General features: G+C 35.3%; 18 protein-coding genes. 15 read left to right on the forward strand and 3 right to left on the reverse strand.

Annotated elements, in window-relative coordinates:
• Window positions 1-91 precede the first annotated feature (91 nt).
• From ACHRV3_RS03775 to ACHRV3_RS03845, 15 genes are all read left to right on the forward strand, one after another.
• The gene (locus ACHRV3_RS03775; RefSeq protein WP_395433368.1) at window positions 92-1,009 is read left to right on the forward strand and encodes a DnaJ C-terminal domain-containing protein; all 918 of its coding nucleotides are present in this window, start codon (window positions 92-94) and stop codon (window positions 1,007-1,009) included.
• Window positions 999-1,304: a chaperone modulator CbpM gene (locus ACHRV3_RS03780; RefSeq protein ID WP_395433369.1), complete on the forward strand. Its 306-nt coding sequence runs from the start codon at window positions 999-1,001 to the stop codon at window positions 1,302-1,304. The genes ACHRV3_RS03775 and ACHRV3_RS03780 overlap by 11 nt, the downstream gene beginning before the upstream one ends.
• Window positions 1,305-1,470: 166 nt before the next feature.
• Entirely contained in the window at window positions 1,471-1,854 is a 384-nt protein-coding gene (locus ACHRV3_RS03785) for a RidA family protein (protein ID WP_047775703.1), read from the forward strand.
• Window positions 1,855-2,320: 466 nt separating this feature from the next.
• Window positions 2,321-3,556, forward strand: coding sequence for a voltage-gated chloride channel family protein (locus ACHRV3_RS03790; RefSeq protein WP_395433370.1), 1,236 nt, complete (start codon window positions 2,321-2,323; stop codon window positions 3,554-3,556).
• Window positions 3,557-3,742: 186 nt separating this feature from the next.
• Window positions 3,743-4,747 (forward strand): bifunctional oligoribonuclease/PAP phosphatase NrnA, encoded by a 1,005-nt coding sequence (locus tag ACHRV3_RS03795; protein ID WP_047775699.1) that lies wholly within the window; start codon window positions 3,743-3,745, stop codon window positions 4,745-4,747.
• Window positions 4,748-4,753: 6 nt separating this feature from the next.
• Window positions 4,754-5,395, forward strand: coding sequence for a gliding motility-associated peptidyl-prolyl isomerase GldI (gene gldI, locus ACHRV3_RS03800; RefSeq protein ID WP_047775698.1), 642 nt, complete (start codon window positions 4,754-4,756; stop codon window positions 5,393-5,395).
• 15 nt (window positions 5,396-5,410) lie between these two features.
• Window positions 5,411-6,487: a peptidylprolyl isomerase gene (locus tag ACHRV3_RS03805; RefSeq protein WP_047775696.1), complete on the forward strand. Its 1,077-nt coding sequence runs from the start codon at window positions 5,411-5,413 to the stop codon at window positions 6,485-6,487.
• Between the two features lie 27 nt (window positions 6,488-6,514).
• Window positions 6,515-7,654, forward strand: coding sequence for a peptidylprolyl isomerase (locus ACHRV3_RS03810; RefSeq protein ID WP_395433372.1), 1,140 nt, complete (start codon window positions 6,515-6,517; stop codon window positions 7,652-7,654).
• Between the two features lie 292 nt (window positions 7,655-7,946).
• Window positions 7,947-8,843 carry an EamA family transporter gene (locus ACHRV3_RS03815; RefSeq protein ID WP_395433373.1) on the forward strand — a complete coding sequence of 299 codons (897 nt, stop codon included), beginning with the start codon at window positions 7,947-7,949 and terminating at the stop codon, window positions 8,841-8,843.
• An 84-nt stretch (window positions 8,844-8,927) separates the two neighbouring features.
• Entirely contained in the window at window positions 8,928-9,284 is a 357-nt protein-coding gene (locus ACHRV3_RS03820; RefSeq protein ID WP_047775692.1) for a DoxX family protein, read from the forward strand.
• 29 nt (window positions 9,285-9,313) lie between these two features.
• On the forward strand, window positions 9,314-10,021 hold the full coding sequence (aqpZ, locus tag ACHRV3_RS03825) for an aquaporin Z (RefSeq protein WP_047775690.1): 708 nt from the start codon (window positions 9,314-9,316) through the stop codon (window positions 10,019-10,021).
• 44 nt (window positions 10,022-10,065) lie between these two features.
• Window positions 10,066-10,308 (forward strand): GlsB/YeaQ/YmgE family stress response membrane protein, encoded by a 243-nt coding sequence (locus ACHRV3_RS03830; protein ID WP_047775688.1) that lies wholly within the window; start codon window positions 10,066-10,068, stop codon window positions 10,306-10,308.
• A 380-nt stretch (window positions 10,309-10,688) separates the two neighbouring features.
• Complete coding sequence (locus ACHRV3_RS03835; RefSeq protein WP_395433374.1) at window positions 10,689-11,516, forward strand: sterol desaturase family protein; 828 nt, start codon at window positions 10,689-10,691, stop codon at window positions 11,514-11,516.
• Between the two features lie 120 nt (window positions 11,517-11,636).
• Complete coding sequence (locus ACHRV3_RS03840; RefSeq protein ID WP_047775685.1) at window positions 11,637-11,915, forward strand: DUF2805 domain-containing protein; 279 nt, start codon at window positions 11,637-11,639, stop codon at window positions 11,913-11,915.
• Window positions 11,916-12,025: 110 nt separating this feature from the next.
• Window positions 12,026-13,885 (forward strand): peptidase M61, encoded by a 1,860-nt coding sequence (locus ACHRV3_RS03845; RefSeq protein WP_230005119.1) that lies wholly within the window; start codon window positions 12,026-12,028, stop codon window positions 13,883-13,885.
• A gap of 287 nt (window positions 13,886-14,172) precedes the next feature.
• On the opposite strand, the gene ACHRV3_RS03850 is transcribed toward ACHRV3_RS03845, so the two are convergent.
• The 3 genes from ACHRV3_RS03850 to ACHRV3_RS03860 form a co-directional block, all read right to left on the reverse strand.
• Entirely contained in the window at window positions 14,173-14,487 is a 315-nt protein-coding gene (locus tag ACHRV3_RS03850) for a GIY-YIG nuclease family protein (protein WP_395433375.1), read from the reverse strand.
• Window positions 14,488-15,049: 562 nt separating this feature from the next.
• Window positions 15,050-15,493 (reverse strand): hypothetical protein, encoded by a 444-nt coding sequence (locus ACHRV3_RS03855; protein WP_047775680.1) that lies wholly within the window; start codon window positions 15,491-15,493, stop codon window positions 15,050-15,052.
• Window positions 15,494-15,787: 294 nt separating this feature from the next.
• The gene (locus ACHRV3_RS03860; protein WP_395433377.1) at window positions 15,788-18,142 is read right to left on the reverse strand and encodes a GH92 family glycosyl hydrolase; all 2,355 of its coding nucleotides are present in this window, start codon (window positions 18,140-18,142) and stop codon (window positions 15,788-15,790) included.
• Window positions 18,143-18,568 lie beyond the last annotated feature (426 nt).

Consider the following 18,568-nt stretch of genomic DNA (forward strand, 5'->3'; position numbering starts at 1 on the left):
ATTCTTCTTTTAAAAAAATATATCATTTTGATAATTAACAACTTATTCCTAATTTCAATGTTTTAATCTACCTTTATTAAAAACTAGAAAAATGGATTATATCGACTACTATAAAACATTAGAAATCACAAAGTCTGCTACTGATGCCGAAATAAAAAAAGCCTATCGAAAAGCCGCTCGAAAGTATCATCCAGACTTGAATCCAAACGATAAAGAAGCGGAGAAAAAGTTCAAAGAAATCAATGAAGCCAATGAAGTCTTAAGTAATCCCGAAAACCGAAAAAAATACGACAAATACGGAAAAGACTGGAAACATGCGGACGAATTTGAAAAGGCAGGTTACAATCCCAATCAACAACAGCAAACCAGGCAACAAAGCAGTTCTGGTTATAATGACTTTTCAGGAGGTGATTTCTCCGGTAGTGATTTTTCTGATTTTTTCAATTCCATGTACGGTTCAACTGGCGGCAACAAAAGGCAATCCAAATACAGAGGCCAGGATTATAATGCCGAACTACAATTAGATTTAGATTCCGCGTACACCACGCACAAACAAAATCTGACGGTAAATGGTAAAAATATCCGGATTACGATTCCGGCAGGAGTAGAAAACGGTCAAATCATAAAAATTCCGGGACATGGCGGACCTGGAGCAAATGGAGGCCCCGGCGGTGATCTGTACATTACCTTCACCATAGAAAACAATTCTAATTTTAAACGCGAAGGCAATAATTTATACGCCGATGTTGCTCTCGATTTATACACCGCTATTCTGGGAGGTGAGATTTTCGTTAACACTTTTGACGGAAAAGTAAAAATAAAAGTTCCTGAAGAAACGCAACCCGGAACAAAAGTCAAATTAAAAGGAAAAGGTTTTCCGGTCTACAAAAAAGAAGGTCAGTTTGGAGATTTATACATTACTTATACTTTAAAACTCCCCACAAAATTATCCCAGAAGGAAAAAGAATTATTTGAAGAATTATCTAAAATAAGCAATCATGAGCAGTAAAAACCTAATCCAAATTAAACAATTTTGTACGTATCACGAAATTGAATACACCTTTATAACCGAACTAAATAATTACGGATTGGTAGAAATTATTGTTCAGGAAGATGATGAATATCTGCACCTTAAACACTTGCCTGCCATAGAAAAAATGATCCGGTTGCATTATGATCTGAAAATTAATTTTGAAGGGATTGATGCCATAGCGCATTTATTAAACAAAATCGAAACGCTACAACAAAACTTAACGATAACTCAAAATAAACTTCGACTTTTCGAACACCAGCAAACCAAGTAGATCTTAAAAAACGATTTCTTAAAATATCACAAAAAAGCTTGATTTTGAAAGTGATTTCAAATAAAATTTGCGCTTTTCAGTTTCCTATTTTATAAATTGCAGCCTAATTAACTAACCGGGATTTGTTTTAAAAAAGGAATAAAACAATTCAATAAAATACTACCAAATGAAAAGAGAAAACATCTTAACAGGATCACCTTGGGAAGACAAAATGGGATATTGTCGCGCTGTACGCATTGGCAATATCATTGAAGTTTCAGGAACTGTGGCAATTGTTGATGGCGATAAAGTAAAAGCTGACGATGCGTATGCACAGACTTTTAACATCCTCGAACGTGTAGAAAAAGTGCTGGAAGATTTGAATGTTGGAATGAAAGATGTAATCAGAACCCGTATTTTCACAACCGATATTACCACTTTTGAAGAGGTTGCCAGAGCGCATTCTTCTTTTTTCAAAGATGTAAAACCGACGACGGGTTTTTATGAAATCAGTAAATTAGTTGCTCCAGAATATTTAGTTGAAATTGAATTTACGGCTGTAGTTCAGTAACTTTTTTTTGTCATGAATTATACGAATTGCGCCAATTACTTTTGCCACAGATTAAAATGATTAAATAATCTGTGCAAATCTTTTTAATCTGTGGCAAAAAAGCAAAATTCGTGTACATTCGCGAAATTCGTGGCTAGAAACATCCTGCTTTTTTTTTACCACGGATTATACTAATTGCGCTAATTACTTTTGCCACAGATTAAAATGATTAAAATGATTTTACAATCTGTGCAAATCTTTTTAATCTGTGGCAAAAAAATAAAATTCGTGCACATTTGTAAAATTCGTGGCTAGAAACATCCTGCTTTTTTTGCCACGAATTACGCTAATTGCACTAATTTCCTTGCCACAGATTATAAGGATTAAAATGATTAAATAATCTGTGCTAATCTTTTTAATCTGTGGCAAAAAAAATAAAATTCGTGTACATTTGTGAAATTCGCGTTTAAAAAAACTAAAACTACAAATGGCTCTACCTGATTCTAAAACTATACTCCTGACAGTCCTTAAATGGATTCTCATTTGTCTTCTAATAGGCTTTTTTTCAGGATCGGCTTCAGCATTTTTTTTAGTTTCGTTAGAATGGATTACACAATTTAGAATCCACCACAACTGGATCATCTGGTTTTTACCCATTGGTGGATTACTTGTTGGATTGAGTTACTATTACTGGGGAGAATCTGTTGTAAAAGGCAATAATCTATTGTTGGAAGAATACGAAACCCCAAAGAAAACCATTCCGTTCAAGATGGCTCCTTTGGTCCTTGCGGGAACCTTACTCACCCATTTATTTGGTGGTTCTGCCGGACGCGAAGGTACAGCAGTACAAATGGGAGGCGCTATTGCCGATCAGTTTACAAAACTTTTTAAACTAGAGCAATCAGAGCGAAAAATTCTGATTATTCTCGGGATCAGTGCGGGTTTTGCATCTGTTTTCGGAACACCTTTGGCGGGAGCAATTTTTGCTTTGGAAGTACTGTACTTTAGTAAAATCAAACTTAAAAGTATTATTTTATCCTTCTTAGTAGCTTACGCCGCTTATTTTACGGTTGAATTCTGGCAGGTCAAACACACGCATTACAGTATTCCCGATGTGCCCGAAATCAATCTTACGAACTTATTTTACACCGTCCTCATTAGCCTCTTATTTGGCATTGCAGCTTTGCTGTTCTCGAGAACTACTCATTTTTGGAGTTCTTTATTTTCAAAAAACATTAAGTATCCGCCATTGCGTCCGTTTGTTGGAGGAATCATTTTGGCCATTGCCATTGCAGGTTTCGGATTTACCAAATTTGCTGGTTTGGGTGTCCCTGTCATTGTGGATTCCTTTTCAAATGCAAATCCGTGGTATGACTTTTTACTCAAAATTCTATTTACGGGATTCACGTTAGGAGCTGGTTTTAAAGGCGGAGAAGTAACTCCGTTATTTTTTGTCGGAGCTACTTTAGGAAGCGCACTTTCTCTTGTCATCCCTATGCCAATAGCCCTTTTGGCCGGAATGGGTTTTGTAGCCGTGTTTTCGGGTGCTACCCATACTCCCATTGCCTGCACCATTATGGGAATGGAGCTATTTGGAATTCAACCCGGGTTATTTATTGCGATTGCCTGTACCATTGCTTATTTTTCTTCAGGCTCGGTAGGTATTTATAAATCGCAGATTGTCAAGGGTGCTAAATATAAGTTGTATCAGAAGTGGCTTTGATGTTTTTTGTAGTTCAAAATCAAAAATGTGAATTGTGAAATGTGAATTGAAAACTGAGACTGGGACTGAGACTGAGACTGGGACTGAGACTAAAAACTAAGAACTGAAACCACGGCTATAAACTGAAACCCAAGAATCTCTAAAATCTTTTCAGCATTACATTAAAAAAATGTAAATTCGCACACTATGAAAATACAAGATATTCAAGCGATACAATTGTTGCTCGCAACCCCAAAGAAAATCGCTATAATCCCGCATAGAGGTCCAGATGGTGATGCCATGGGATCTACGTTGGGTTTATACCATTTTTTATTAAAAAACAATCATCAGCCAACGGTGATTGCACCTAATGATTTCCCTGATTTCTTAGCTTGGTTACCAGGTTCGGAAACCGTAAAAATATTTGAAAAAGACACCGAAAACTGTACTAAAATATTAGAAGAAGCAGAGATCGTATTTACACTTGATTTTAATGCTTTTCATCGCACGGGTGAAATGGAACATACTTTAGCCAAGCTAAAAGCTCCGTTTATTATGATCGATCATCATCAAAGACCTGATGATTATGCGACTTATATGTACTCTGATACTACTTTTGGTTCTACTTGTGAAATGGTTTACAATTTCATTTCCTTTTTAGATAAAAAAGAAGATTTAGACCAAACCATTGCTACCTGTATTTATACCGGAATCCTAACCGATTCAGGTTCTTTTCGCTTTCCCGGAACTACTGGAAATACACACCGCATTATAGCCGAATTAATTGATTTGGGTGTCGAAAATACGCAGATTCCAGTACTTTTATTTGATAATAGCTCGTACAGCCGTTTACAATTGTTAGGTCGTGCTTTGCAAAACATGAAAGTATTTGAAGAGCATAAAACCTCTTATACAACGCTTACACAGGACGAATTAGATTCTTTTAACTACATAAAAGGCGATACAGAAGGAATCGTTAATTATGGATTAAGCATCAAAGGAATTAATTTTACGGCTATTTTTATAGAAAACAGAGACGAGAAAATCATCAAAATATCATTTCGTTCGCAAGGAGGATTTGATGTAAATCAGTTTGCCAGAGATCATTTTAATGGTGGAGGTCACAGCAATGCCGCTGGTGGAAGATCTGATGTTTCTATGGAAGAGACCATCAAAAAATTTGAAGATTTAGTAACTAAACTAAAAATATAACCCCATATGAACTACTTAAAACTAAGCAGCTGTGCCCTACTTTTTGCCGTTTTATTGGTAGGCTGTAAACAACACGAAGAAGCCAGAAGACCTATTTCAAGAACTTCGGGTACTTTCATGAAAAAATCAGCTGATCGGAACAAAAAATTAGTTGCCAGTGAAGAAGATATCATCAAAAAAATAATCAAAAGCAATCCCAAAGTAAAGTATTTTGCTTCACAAAAAGGCTATTGGTATGCTTATGAGGAACAAAATCTGATTGATACGTTACGTCCAAAAAGAGGAGATATAGCTTATTATAATCTGGAAATAAAAGACATACAAGGTAAAATTATCTATCCCGAAGCTGAACTTGGCCCGCAAATCTATCATGTAGACAAACAAGAAATCATGATGGGATTGCGTGATGGAATTAAATTGATGCGCAAAAACGAAACTGTAAACTTCTTATTTCCATCACATATCGCCTATGGTTACCATGGAGACAATAAAAAAATAGGAACCAATCAATCCTTAATTTGTACCGTTACCCTTAAAAATTTCACACCTGAAGAAGCTCCAAAAGCAACGACACCGAGTACACAAACTCCAAAACCTGTCGCTCCAAAGCCAGTAGTTCAGACTAAAAAAGACACTTTAAACCCATAAAACAACATTTAAAAAATGAAAAAGAGTATTTTAATATTACTATTAGCCGCTACCTCGTTTTATTCTTGTAAAGACAAACACAGTGACTTACCGGATGGTTTATACGCTGAAATTGAAACTAATAAAGGAAGCATTATTGTTGAGTTAGATTATAAAAAAGCACCTATAACGGTTGCCAATTTTGTAACGTTAGCAGAAGGCAAAAATGAATTTGTAACGGATGAAAACCTAAAAAAGAAACCTTTTTTTAATGGATTAAAATTCCACCGTGTTATTGAGAATTTTATGATCCAGACCGGAGATCCTTTAGGTACAGGTTCTGGCGATACCGGATACAAATTTAAAGACGAGTTCACTGATTTAAAATTTGACAAAAGTGGTGTTTTGGCCATGGCAAATAATGGTCCGGGAACAAACAGCAGTCAATTTTTCATCACGCATGTTGAAACGCCTTGGTTAGACGGAAAACATACTATTTTTGGTCATGTAGTGGACAAAGGAATGGATGTCGTTAATAAAGTAGTTCAAAACGATAATATCACCACTGTTACTATTATCAGAAATGGTGAAGCTGCAAAAAAGTTTGATGCTGTAAAAGTATTTCACGACTATTTTTCAGAAATAGCAAAAGAAAAAGGTAAATACGCAGAAGTTCAGAAAGAAAAAGTAGCTTATTATGCTTCTTTAAAACCAAAAGCTACCAAAACAAGCACTGGTTTAGAATATGTTATTACTGAAAAAGGTACAGGTAAAAAACCGGCGATCGGAACACAACTGTACATTCATTATGCAGGATTTTTAGAAGACGGAACTTTATTTGACAGTAGTATCGAAGAGGTTTGCAAAACTTTCGGAAAATTTGATGCTGCAAGAGCTGAAGCAAAAGGTTACCAGCCAATTCCATTTCAAGCAGGTCGTAAAGACGGTATGATTCCGGGATTTATTGAAGGAATCGAGAAACTTTCTTTTGGAGACAAAGCCGTTCTTTTTATTCCGGCACACTTAGCTTACGGAGAAGCCGGAGCTGGAGGAGTTATTCCACCAAATGCGAATATCATTTTTGAAGTTCAATTATTAGAGAAACCACAATAATTAACATAGACTTAAATTCTAAATACAATGAAATTTAAACTTCTATTCTTATTTTGCCTGGCAGTAGTCAATATTCAGGCACAAGCAACTAAAAAACCGGCTGCAAAACCGGCCGCAAAAACAACTACAACAAAAGTAGCTCCGAAAGCAACAAATCCTGCTGAAGGAATTTTTGCAACAATTGCTACAACTAAAGGAACCATTGTTTTGTCTTTAGAGTATGTAAAAGCGCCTGTAACAGTAGCCAACTTTATCACTTTAGCTGAAGGAAAAAATCCTAATGTAAAAGTGGAAAAACTAAAAGGGAAACCATTTTATGACGGATTAAAATTCCATAGAGTTATCAATGATTTTATGATTCAGGGTGGTGATCCGGACGGAAACGGTTCGGGAGGTCCTGGATTCTCTTTTAAAGATGAATTTGTACCAGATTTAAAATTTGAAAAAGGTGGTGTTTTAGCTATGGCCAATTCAGGTCCGGCTACCAACGGAAGTCAATTTTTCATCACACATAAAGATACACCTTGGTTGAATGGTAAACACACTATTTTTGGTCACGTAGTTTCAGGAATGGATGTTGTGAATAAAATTGTTCAGGACGATGTGATGACCAAAATTACGATCACACGTAAAGGTGCTGCTGCTAAGAAATTTGATGCTTTAAAAGTAATCAGTGATGATGCTAAAAAAGGAGAAGCTAAAAAAGCCGAAAGTCAAAAAGTGGTCACCGAAAAAGCAGCTTACTTTGCCGCTACTAAAGCTACTGCAACTGCAACGGCTTCCGGTTTAAAATATAAAATCACTCAAAAAGGTTCCGGTGTAAAATTAGCGGAAGGAAGTAATATCTATTTCCACTATGCCGGTTATTTTGAAGATGGAAATCTTTTTGACAGCAGCATTGCCAATGTAGCAAAAGCATATGGTAAATATGATGCGAACAGAGATGCGCAAAAAGGATATCAGGCTTTTCCGTTTGCAGTTGGTAAAAAAGACGGAATGATTCCTGGTTTTATCGAAGCATTAGACATGATGACCGACGGAGAAAAAGCAATCTTCTTTCTTCCTTCTAATTTAGCCTATGGAGAAAAAGGTGCCGGAGGAGTGATTCCACCAAACGCAACTTTAGTTTTCGAAATCGAAACTTACAATACGCAACCTGTGAAATAAGTATTTCAGACTTCGGTTGTTATATAAAAATTAAACCATCAGGAATTGTTTTCTGATGGTTTTTTTATTGACTAAAACTTAAAACTTGTCTGCCAACATTTAACACATCTTCTTATCTCCCGCAAGCTCTTTTTTTCTCTCCATCGCCATTTCAACGAACGAGAAATCACATTGAGAAAGAACTAGCCCCTGATACTTAAGGACTAACAAGTTTATCACAGTTTTAACATTAAATCCTAAACAAAATAGCTTACCTTTGCCGGCTTTAATTTTTTAAACTAAACAAGTCAGAATGTCACAAAACAATGTATTAAAAGGAGTATTTTTAGTTGCTTTAGGCGCTACAACTTTCGGAATGTTAGCCACTTTTGTAAAAATGGCCTATTCAGAAGGATATACCACAGCCGAGGTAACAACATCTCAATTTGTACTTGGAATTGCAGGGATTTTATTAATCAATGCCTTTCAGAAAATAAGAAATAAAAATCAAGTAGTAAAAGCTACTCCTAAAAATATCATTAGCTTAATGACAGCAGGAACTTCTCTGGGAATGACCAGTTTGTTCTACTACCTGGCTGTAAAATTTATTCCGGTTTCAATTGGTATTGTTTTACTAATGCAAACCGTTTGGATGGGGGTTTTACTTGAAATGATTTTAGAGAAAAAATTACCTTCTAAACAAAAAGTGATCGCCGTATTTATTGTACTCGTGGGAACTGTACTGGCAACCAATATCATTCAAAATGATGTAGTCCTTGATTGGAGAGGTATCGCCTGGGGGGTTATGGCTGCAGCTTCTTTTACAACAACAATGTTTACTGCTAATCGTGTTGCAACCGAAATTTCATCGGCACAACGTAGCTTGTACATGCTATTGGGTGGCGCAGTAATTGTGTTTTCCTTTGCTTTTTTTACTCAGGTAACGCCTTTTAACCTTGCTATTTTCCTAAAATGGGGAATTGTATTGTCATTATTCGGAACGATCATCCCGCCAATGCTTATGAATGCTGGTTTTCCACTAACTGGAATTGGTTTAGGAAGTATCGTTTCAGCACTTGAACTTCCGGTTTCAGTAATGATGGCTTACTTTTTACTGAATGAAAAAGTAATCTTTTTACAATGGGTTGGAATTGTCCTAATCATTCTGGCTATCATTATAATGAATGTAAATTTTAAAGGCAAAAAATAATCTATTTTATATAGTTCCAAAAAAAAGAGCTTAATAATACAATATTTGTTAATTTTTTTATAAATTCGTGATAAACAAGATATCATGAATTTACCTTGGCATTTATATTTAATGGCTTTTCTATATATAATTGCCGGAATTAATCATTTTAAAAACCCGGGAATGTACATCAGAATCATTCCCCCTTATTTTCAGAATCCCAAATTATTAAATAGTTTAAGTGGAGCTGCCGAAATTATTCTAGGCATCCTCCTCACTCTTCCTTTTTCGAGAGTTATTGCTGCTTGGGGAATTATAGCTTTGTTGATTGCTGTATTTCCTGCCAATTGGTATATGTTTCAAAAGAGCAAAAAGGGTTTTTCTTTGTTAAATATCATTCTATTAGTACGCTTGCCCTTACAAGTCGCATTGATTTTATGGGCGTATCTATATACCCGTTAACAACTAAATATTAATTAAAATTATTTACTATGAAAAAATTATTTGCAGAGTTCTTTGGAACTTATTGGCTAGTTTTTGGAGGTTGTGGTAGTGCAATTTTTGCAGCAGGAATTCCTGATTTAGGAATTGGTTTTGCCGGTGTAGCACTTGCTTTTGGTCTTACGGTTCTGACAATGGCTTACGCTGTCGGGCATATCTCAGGCGGACATTTTAATCCCGCTGTATCATTTGGTTTATGGGCCGGAGGCAGATTTCCTGCAAAAGACCTGATTCCCTATATCATTGCACAATGCGTTGGAGCTATAGCAGCCGCTGGTACTTTGTTTACTATTGCATCCGGAAAAGCGGGTTTTGCAATCGACAATACCAAAGCCGGAGCCTTTGCCTCAAACGGATTCGGAGCTTTTTCTCCTGATGGTTATTCTTTACAATCTGCCTTTATAGCTGAATTTGTTCTGACTTTATTTTTCCTATTAGTAATTTTGGGTGCTACAGATAAATTTGCCAACGGAAAATTCGCCGGAGTTGCAATTGGTTTGGCATTGACCTTAATTCATTTAATTAGTATTCCAATCACAAATACTTCTGTAAATCCTGCAAGATCTTTATCTCAGGCTGTTTTCACTGGCGGAGAACCATTATCACAAGTTTGGTTATTCTGGGTAGCACCGATCTTAGGGGCTATAGTCGCAGGGTTTATATACAAAACCTTACTGCAGAATCACGACGAAGCGTAAAACGAAGATTCAAAATCAATTAATAACTTATAAAACATAAACTTATGGGCTTTTTATATTTTTTACTTATCGGAGCAATCTCAGGATGGCTAGCAGGTCAATTATGGAAAGGTGGTGGTTTTGGCCTTTTTGGTAATATTATTGTTGGAATAATTGGTGGAATCTTTGGCGGATGGCTGGCAGCTAAACTTGGTATTGGCGGTGGCGGACTGTTATGGCAGATTATTATAGCCGCTGGAGGTGCATGGGTTTTGTTGTTTATTATCAGCCTCATAAAAAAATCATAATCCCGAAATAAGTAGACATACAGTACTACTACAATCGCAAAAAAGAGAAAAGTGAAGTAACCCCTTCGCTTTTCTCTTTTTTTATGTTTAACTACTAACGAACATCATATAAAGCGACACAAATTCAAAAGTTACAGGACGTAAAAATCTCGCAAAGTCGCAAAATCGCAAAGTTTTAATGAAAAAGCAGAAAAAAAACTTTGAGACTCCATGACATTTAGAGAAACTCAAAGTGGAAAACAAAAGGGTAAAACTTAAAAATAAGTAGAAAAAACTTAGCAGCTTGGCGACTTTGCGAGATCGTAAAAGCGAAACAATCCCTTCTTTTGTCCCTACATTTCATTAAATTACTTAAATTTGATAAAATCCTTTATAGAATCATGAACGAAATAATAGCCTATTTTAGCACGATTCCCTCTTCCCACCGAAGTTTAATTCTGATTGGAGGAATAACCCTTTTTTGGTTAATTGAGAATGCCTTTCCCCTATTTCAAATGAAATATAAAAAATGGAATCACGCAGGTCTCAATTTCTTTTTCACCTTTACTACCATTATTGTCAATTTTATTCTGGCTTTTATTTTGATTCAAACTGCCAATTGGACTACGGAACATCATTTTGGAATTTTAAATTGGCTACCCGAAATCCCGATTGCATTCTACACCATTATCGGATTATTACTTTTAGACTTAATTGGCGCTTATTTGGCCCATTTTGTACAGCACAAAGTAAAATTCATGTGGCGCTTTCACTTAATACATCACACCGATACCTGGATAGACACCACAAGTGCCAACAGACATCATCCCGGAGAAAGTGTCATTCGTTTTGTGTTTACTACACTTGGGGTTTTGCTGGTTGGAAGTCCGATGTGGATGGTGTTTTTATACCAATCCTTATCTGTAATAGCTTCTCAGTTCAATCATGCCAATATTTCGCTGCCTGTAAAGCTAGATGCTTTTTTGAGTTATTTTCTCGTTTCTCCCAATATGCATAAAGTGCACCATCATTATGTTTTGCCCTATACAGACAGTAATTATGGAAATATATTCTCGATTTGGGACCGTCTTTTCGGAACTTTTACCTCGCTTCCGAAAGAACACATTGTTTATGGCGTAGACACTCATATGGAGCCTGAAGAAAACAATAAATTAAAAAATCTACTTCATATTCCCTTTCAGGAATCCAGATCAGCAAAAAACAGTTAAAAACACAAAAAAAATATACTCGATCGAACCAACTAATTATTTTTTTTATTAATATTGATATATAAATTGAAAATCAATCTACTAATCATTAACCCCTATTTTTGAATTAATTTTCACGAGATGAAAAAGAGTAACCGCAAAGAATTGAATTGGGAGCAAACGGAAAAACTTGTTTCGTTAGCCCTGGAAGAAAAGAATCCATTTGAAATTATCAAAAAAGAATTTGGATTGGCAGAAAAAGAAGTACTGGAAATCTTGAAGAAGAAGATGCCTCTTGAAAAATTTGAGATGTGGAAAAAGAAAGCTTTAGCAAATAAACCGAAACCAAAACCCGTTAAAATTGATGATTTTGATGAAGATTTGGATGGCAAATATTATATAAAGAACAAACTAGACTAAAATAAAGCTCCTGTGAATCAGGAGTTTTTTTTATTTTTAAAAGTTTCCTGACAATTCTGTAACAATTTTACATTTTGTCAGTCCAACACAGATAACTAAACTCAAACATAATGAAAAAAATAATTTACACTTTAGCGCTCGCCATAACATTATGGAGCTGTAAAACCGGTACTTCTTCCGGAGCTGCAAAATCAAATACGGTCGACGTTAACATTAACCTTACAGATGTTAAAGACGATAAGGTTTTAGTAACCGTTACACCTCCACAAATCAAGACAGACGAGGTAATTTACAGTATTCCTAAAACAGTACCGGGAACTTATTCTACTGATAATTACGGTAAATATTCTGATGATTTCAAAGCTTTTGACGCTAAAGGAAATGCATTAACAGTAAAAAGAATTGACGATAATTCATGGTCAATCTCAAATGCTAAAACATTAAAAAAAATCACCTATTTAGTTGGTGATACTTTTGATACTGAAAAAGGAACCGGATTTGGTAATGACGATGTTTTCTCACCAGCCGGAACTAATATCAACGCGGGAGTGAACTTCATGGTCAATACACACGGTTTTGTTGGGTATTTTAAAGATAAGTTAGATGTTCCTTATAAAGTAACCATCACACATCCTGAAGCACTTTGGGGAGCAACGTCAATGACAGACGAAGACGCAAGCAAAACAAGTGATGTGTTTTCTACGCCACGTTATGCTGTTTTGGTTGAGAATCCGATTATGTATTCTAAACCGGATTACACTACGTTTAATGTAAACGGAATGGATATTTTGATCGCAGTATATTCTCCAACAGGAAAATTTACGGCTGAAAGTATCACTCCGGAAATGAAAACGATGATGACCGCTCAGAAGAACTTTTTAGGAAAAGTAAATGCTACAAAAAAATACACGGTTTTATTGTATTTATCAAGCATGGCTAAAGATGACGCTCATGGTTTTGGAGCTTTAGAGCATCCTACTGCTACGACTGTAGTTTTACCGGAATCTATGCCAAAAGAAAAGTTGGTAGAATCTATGAAAGATGTGGTTTCTCACGAGTTTTTTCATATCGTAACACCATTAACGATCCATTCAAAAGAAATTCAATATTTTGATTATAACGCACCAAAAATGTCTGAGCATTTATGGATGTACGAAGGGGTAACAGAATATTTTGCGAATCTTTTTCAAATCAATCAAGGTTTAATTGATGAAGCTGAATTCTACACTCGTATTGCTGATAAAATCGAACAAGCTAAACGTTTAAACGATACGATGTCTTTTACGGTAATGAGTGCGAATGTTTTAGAGCAACCTTATAAAGATCAATACCTAAATGTATATCAAAAAGGAGCTTTAATCGGTATGTGTATTGACATTATCATCAGAGAAAAAAGCAATGGAGAAAGAGGAATCCTTGATCTAATGCATAAATTATCTAATGAATATGGTATAGACAAACCGTTTAACGACAATGAACTTTTTGCAAAAATCACAGAATTGACGTATCCTGAAGTGGGTGAATTCCTGAAAACATATGTACAAGGTACTACTCCAATTCCTTATGACACCTATTTAGCTAAAGTTGGTGTAACAAAAGCAACAGAGAAAAAACCGGGTTCAATTTTCTTAAAAGGTCAAACGCCTTATATCACAATTGACAAACAAACCAAAGAGATCGCGGTTCGTTCGGATATTGAGCCAAATGATTTTTTCAAAAATCTAAACTTAAAAGGTGGTGATATCATTGTATCAGTAAACAATAAACCATACTCATTAACGAACATCTATGAGTTAATTACAGAAAGTGAAAACTGGAAAGAAAATGATGCTATCACGCTTCAAATTAAACGTGGTGGTGCAGCGCAAACTATAAAAGGAACTGTAAAATTACCATACGAAGAAACAGAAACTTTTAAAGCTACCGATGCTTCAAAAGAGAAACTTAAAAATGCTTGGTTAAAAGGGTAATCTTTTTAATCTGAATCCATGAAAACCGACAAGTGATTGTCGGTTTTTTTTATGAAAATATGTTTTATGGAAAAATTGCCATTCGAATAAAGAATCTTTACAAGTAGCTCAACATTTTAAGAATGTATAACCTCTTTTTTGAGAAGATTTCTAACATACGTATGAATCATCTAAGGCTACAAAACAAGAAAAAAAGACAAAGATTAACCGCAATCTTGTCATCCTGACGAAGGAAGGATCTTCGTAAGTAGCTCTACAAAGAATTAAAACACGAAATCTCTACAGCTCTAAACAAATAAATAATTCAAAAAATCCAAATCGGGATTAATTGTTTTAATCAGTTCCATTTTCTTATCCCTTCGCCAACCTTTTATTTCTTTTTCCCGACTAATCGCTTCTTGAATCCAATTAAATTTTTCATAGTAAAGCAGAAACTCTATTTTGTATCTTGACGCAAAAGTTATTTTACCCGTTATGCAATTTTCACTGTGCTGATGCAAACGAGTCTTTAAACTGTTGGTTACTCCAGTATATAAAACAGTCTTTGATTTGTTCGTAATTATATAAATGTAGTAAGTATGATATCCTTCTTGTAATTTCATAAAGCTAAAGTAGTAGTTTTAATTTGTTTTTGAAGTTAAAAAGAAAGATTTTTCTTATTTAAATAAAAAAATATAATACTCATCTCTTTAAATGATCCTTTGTGGAGTTACTTACGAAGATCCTTCCTTCGTCAAGGATGACAAGATTGCGGTTTTTTTTTGACGATGATCCTGAAATAACAGACTATATTTACAGATTTTTCTGTTATTTGAAATGAGAAATTATATACGCAGCCACCGCCTAGTGCGTCATTCTGAGAAACGAAGAATCTTCGTTCGCTGAATCGATTGTCATGAATTTTGCTTTTCGGAGTTTCTTGCGAGGATTCTTCGTTCCTTAGAATGAAAAGATTGCGGACGGAGTTTCTTGTGAGGATTCTTCGTTCCTCAGAATGACAAGATTGCGGAAAAAGTTAGCGGAGTTTCTCGTGTGATTTCTCGGACAACGAAAATGGCAAAAACGTCCCTAGAACAACCGAATTCACGAGCTGCACCTTTAGAATAACAACCTTCCCTAAAACAACAAAGGCTTTCAGTTTTACTAAAAGCCTTTGTTTTAAAATTATTTTTTTACCGGGAATTTCCAGTCAAATTCGTCTTTGTCGTTGATAATTGCTCCAACTTCAAATTTTACTACTTCATCAAATTCGGTTTGAAGAATAAACCAGTTGTCTTCGTTGAAGTAATTCTCAAAAGTATCAAAGGTTTCCTGATTGTATTTTGTGATTCCTTTTGTTGCCAAATCTTTCTTTACATCAGCAATTTTTCTTCCGATTAGTTTGAATCCAAAAACTTCTAAATCATTGGCTGAAGCTACTAAATAACCTAATCTCATGTCTTCTTCCTGATAAAAAGTCAGTCTGATTTTTTGGGCATTATATACGAAAATTACATTATCATCTTCGTCGTTGTAATTTTTATCCGGTTTTCCTAAAGCTGCCGTTACATCATTTTGCTTCATTCCGAAAAGCAATTTATCAATTCCCGATTTTAGATTTATTTTCATAGTGATTGTAATTTTATTTGAAAGGCAAATTTCGTGAAGTTTTTTGCAAACTCCATTATGTTTGTCTTTTTTGTTTGCAATGTTTTTTTAGCCACGAATTGCAATAATTTTCGCAAATTTCAATACCACCCGATTGTCAGGCTTGAGCAAAGTCGAAGCCCTGTTTGTTTTAAAAGCTCCCTTCGACTTCGCTCAGGGGGACAATTTAAATTTAACTAACTTATTACTTATAACAAATCTGACAGGTTTTAAAAACCTGTCAGATTAAAAATTCTTCTTTATTAGTTTTGGTACTTATAACCCATAATTCTTATTAGGCTTACTACTCATATAAAAAGTGATTTTTCCTCCGTTAATTACATCTGAGTGTTTTAAGAAAGGTTTTGAAAGTAATTTTCCGTTTAGAAGAACTTTACTCACAAACACATTTTTATCTGATTGGTTTACCGTTTCTACTTCGAAATTTTTACCGCTTTCCAGATTAAAAATCGCATTTTTTACTAATGGACTTCCTAAAGCATATTCGTCAGAACCAGGGGCAACAGGGTAGAATCCTAAACTACTAAAAATATACCAGGCGCTCATTTGTCCGAAATCATCATTTCCTCCTAAACCGTCAGCTCCGTTACGGTACATTTTTTTCAAAATCATTCTAATCTTGTCTTGTGCTTTCCACGGTGAATTGGTCCAGTTGTACAGATAAACTACGTGGTGTGATGGCTCGTTTCCGTGAACATAATTTCCGATGATTCCTTCTCTTGTAATATCTTCTGTATTTTCGAAGTATTTCTCCGGCAGATGCATATTAAATAAAGAATCTAAACGAACCTTAAATTTATCATTACCCCCCATTAATTTTATCATTTCAGCCGGGTCGTGCGGTACATACAAACTGTAATTCCATGAATTTCCTTCAATAAAACCTTGTCCGTGTGTATCTAAAGGATCAAATTCTTTTTTGAAAGTTCCATCATTTAATTTCGGGCGCATGAAACCTGTTTTGGCATCATACACGTTTTTATAGTTTTTTGACCTTTCAATAAATTCATTATAAATTTCGGTTTTGCCTAGTTTTTTAGCGGCCTGAGCAATTGCCCAGTCGTCATAAGCATATTCTAAAGTTTTAGAAACCGAAGCTCCGTTTTTGTCTTCCGGAACGTACCCTTTTTTCATATAAAATTCTAAACCGTCGTAATACGGAACTTTAGCGGTATTCACACAAGCCTGAAGTGCCTTTTCGCGATCAAAATTGGTATTTCCTTTTACAATAGCATCTGCAATTACCGAAACGGAATGATAACCGATCATACACCAATTTTCGTTGGCATAATGTGACCAGATCGGAAGCATTTTATGTACACTTTGATCTGAATGTGCCAGCATAGAACTGATCATATCTGAATTTCTTGCCGGTTGTACAATATTAAACAACGGGTGCAAAGCTCTATAGGTATCCCATAAAGAATAACTGGTATAATTACGAAAATTATCGGCTTTGTGTACATTCATATCCAAACCTTTGTACGTACCATCAAGATCCATGTATTCTGTTGGCCCTAAGAAAGAATGGTACATCGCGGTATAAAAATTAACCAGATCTTCTTTTTGAAGGGCTTCGATTTGAATTTTATTCAACTCTTTGTTCCAAACTTCCTGACTTTGTTTTTTAACACGTTCGAAATCCCAGTCCGGAATTTCTTTCTTCATATTTTCAAGAGCACCGGCGGAACTCACAGGAGATAAAGCCATTTTAATTTTGATTTTTTCGCCCTCCTGAGTATCAAAATCAAAAAACAATTTCAGGTCACGTCCGGCCATTTCAGGAAAATTTTTGGTTTGATCAAATCTTCCCCAAAAACCTCTGTACACACTTTTTTCAAGGGCACCTTGTCCGTAACTCTTAATAGGTTTGCTGAAAGACATGGCAAAATAAACCGTTCTGGTTCTTGCCCATCCACTGGTTTGGCGATATCCTGTTATTAATGTATCGTTTTCTACGCGAACAAAAGTCCACACATTCTTTTTATCATAATTGTAAATCCCTGAAGTTAGATCGAGAATAATATGTGCCTCATCTGACTTAGGGAAAGTATACTGATGCATTCCGACACGCGTTGTAGCCGTGAGTTCTGCTTTGATATTATGATCTTCCAGAAGAACACTGTAATAGGCCGCTTCTGCTTTTTCTGTTGCATGCGAAAAGGCAGATCGATAGCCAGACAAAGGCTTGGAGGCTGTTCCGGGATTCAATTGCAATTTTCCGGTTGTGGGCATAATTAAAAAATCTCCCAAATCAGAATGTCCTGTTCCACTAAAATGGGTGTGGCTGAAACCTACAATTGTTTTGTCTTCGTATTGGTAACCGGCACAATATTTATAAACTTCGCCATTGTACTTCCCGTTCGAAGCGTAAGCAATTGTATCGGTTTCGGGACTTAACTGAACACTTCCAAACGGAACTGTGGCACCCGGATAGGTATGCCCCATTTTGGCTGTCCCAATCATTGGATCAACATACTGAATCAGATCTTTTAAATCTGTCTTTTTTTGCTGTGCTTCGATAGTGTAAGAACCTGCAATCATCAAAAATGATGATAACAAAAGGGTTTTACGATACTTCACAGCTTTTAAAATGCTTGGTTTAATCATTCTTTTGGTTTTATTATTCGTTAGAAAGTTAATACTCCTCCATAGAGGTTGTTTGTGCATATATTCGAAATACTAATTAGAGTCACTTTCAATTAAAGAATTAATTAATCGACCGGTTCCTAAAATGCGATTACTGCACTCTATTTTACGCCCAAAAAACAATCCATTAACCTACTGAAAATCAATTACAAAATCGATTTAGTAACTCAGTCTTAAAGTTTTAATTTCCGGGTAGAAAAATACAATAAAATTGGTTTCTAAAAAATTAAAATGACTGTAATTTAAATTCCTTTTGAATATCTTGGTTTAGCATCAAGTCAAATAGTAAAAGTTAAGTAGTTTTTTTTCGCTACGAATTGCACCAATTTGCACTAATTTCTTTGTAAGCTACAGCATTGGCCAAATCATTTTAATTCTTTAATCAGT

Origin of the sequence: Flavobacterium sp. FlaQc-49, from assembly GCF_044005985.1 — a bacterium.
Taxonomy (GTDB): domain Bacteria; phylum Bacteroidota; class Bacteroidia; order Flavobacteriales; family Flavobacteriaceae; genus Flavobacterium; species Flavobacterium cupriresistens.

Excerpts from the sequence above, each read along its gene's own strand:
- ACHRV3_RS03775 (WP_395433368.1), top strand. The coding sequence starts at position 92 with ATGGATTATATCGACTACTATAAAACATTAGAAATCACAAAGTCTGCT.
- ACHRV3_RS03780 (WP_395433369.1), top strand. The coding sequence starts at position 999 with ATGAGCAGTAAAAACCTAATCCAAATTAAACAATTTTGTACGTATCAC.
- ACHRV3_RS03785 (WP_047775703.1), top strand. The coding sequence starts at position 1,471 with ATGAAAAGAGAAAACATCTTAACAGGATCACCTTGGGAAGACAAAATG.
- ACHRV3_RS03790 (WP_395433370.1), top strand. The coding sequence starts at position 2,321 with ATGGCTCTACCTGATTCTAAAACTATACTCCTGACAGTCCTTAAATGG.
- ACHRV3_RS03795 (WP_047775699.1), top strand. The coding sequence starts at position 3,743 with ATGAAAATACAAGATATTCAAGCGATACAATTGTTGCTCGCAACCCCA.
- gldI (WP_047775698.1), top strand. The coding sequence starts at position 4,754 with ATGAACTACTTAAAACTAAGCAGCTGTGCCCTACTTTTTGCCGTTTTA.
- ACHRV3_RS03805 (WP_047775696.1), top strand. The coding sequence starts at position 5,411 with ATGAAAAAGAGTATTTTAATATTACTATTAGCCGCTACCTCGTTTTAT.
- ACHRV3_RS03810 (WP_395433372.1), top strand. The coding sequence starts at position 6,515 with ATGAAATTTAAACTTCTATTCTTATTTTGCCTGGCAGTAGTCAATATT.
- ACHRV3_RS03815 (WP_395433373.1), top strand. The coding sequence starts at position 7,947 with ATGTCACAAAACAATGTATTAAAAGGAGTATTTTTAGTTGCTTTAGGC.
- ACHRV3_RS03820 (WP_047775692.1), top strand. The coding sequence starts at position 8,928 with ATGAATTTACCTTGGCATTTATATTTAATGGCTTTTCTATATATAATT.
- aqpZ (WP_047775690.1), top strand. The coding sequence starts at position 9,314 with ATGAAAAAATTATTTGCAGAGTTCTTTGGAACTTATTGGCTAGTTTTT.
- ACHRV3_RS03830 (WP_047775688.1), top strand. The coding sequence starts at position 10,066 with ATGGGCTTTTTATATTTTTTACTTATCGGAGCAATCTCAGGATGGCTA.
- ACHRV3_RS03835 (WP_395433374.1), top strand. The coding sequence starts at position 10,689 with ATGAACGAAATAATAGCCTATTTTAGCACGATTCCCTCTTCCCACCGA.
- ACHRV3_RS03840 (WP_047775685.1), top strand. The coding sequence starts at position 11,637 with ATGAAAAAGAGTAACCGCAAAGAATTGAATTGGGAGCAAACGGAAAAA.
- ACHRV3_RS03845 (WP_230005119.1), top strand. The coding sequence starts at position 12,026 with ATGAAAAAAATAATTTACACTTTAGCGCTCGCCATAACATTATGGAGC.
- ACHRV3_RS03850 (WP_395433375.1), bottom strand. The coding sequence starts at position 14,487 with ATGAAATTACAAGAAGGATATCATACTTACTACATTTATATAATTACG.
- ACHRV3_RS03855 (WP_047775680.1), bottom strand. The coding sequence starts at position 15,493 with ATGAAAATAAATCTAAAATCGGGAATTGATAAATTGCTTTTCGGAATG.
- ACHRV3_RS03860 (WP_395433377.1), bottom strand. The coding sequence starts at position 18,142 with ATGATTAAACCAAGCATTTTAAAAGCTGTGAAGTATCGTAAAACCCTT.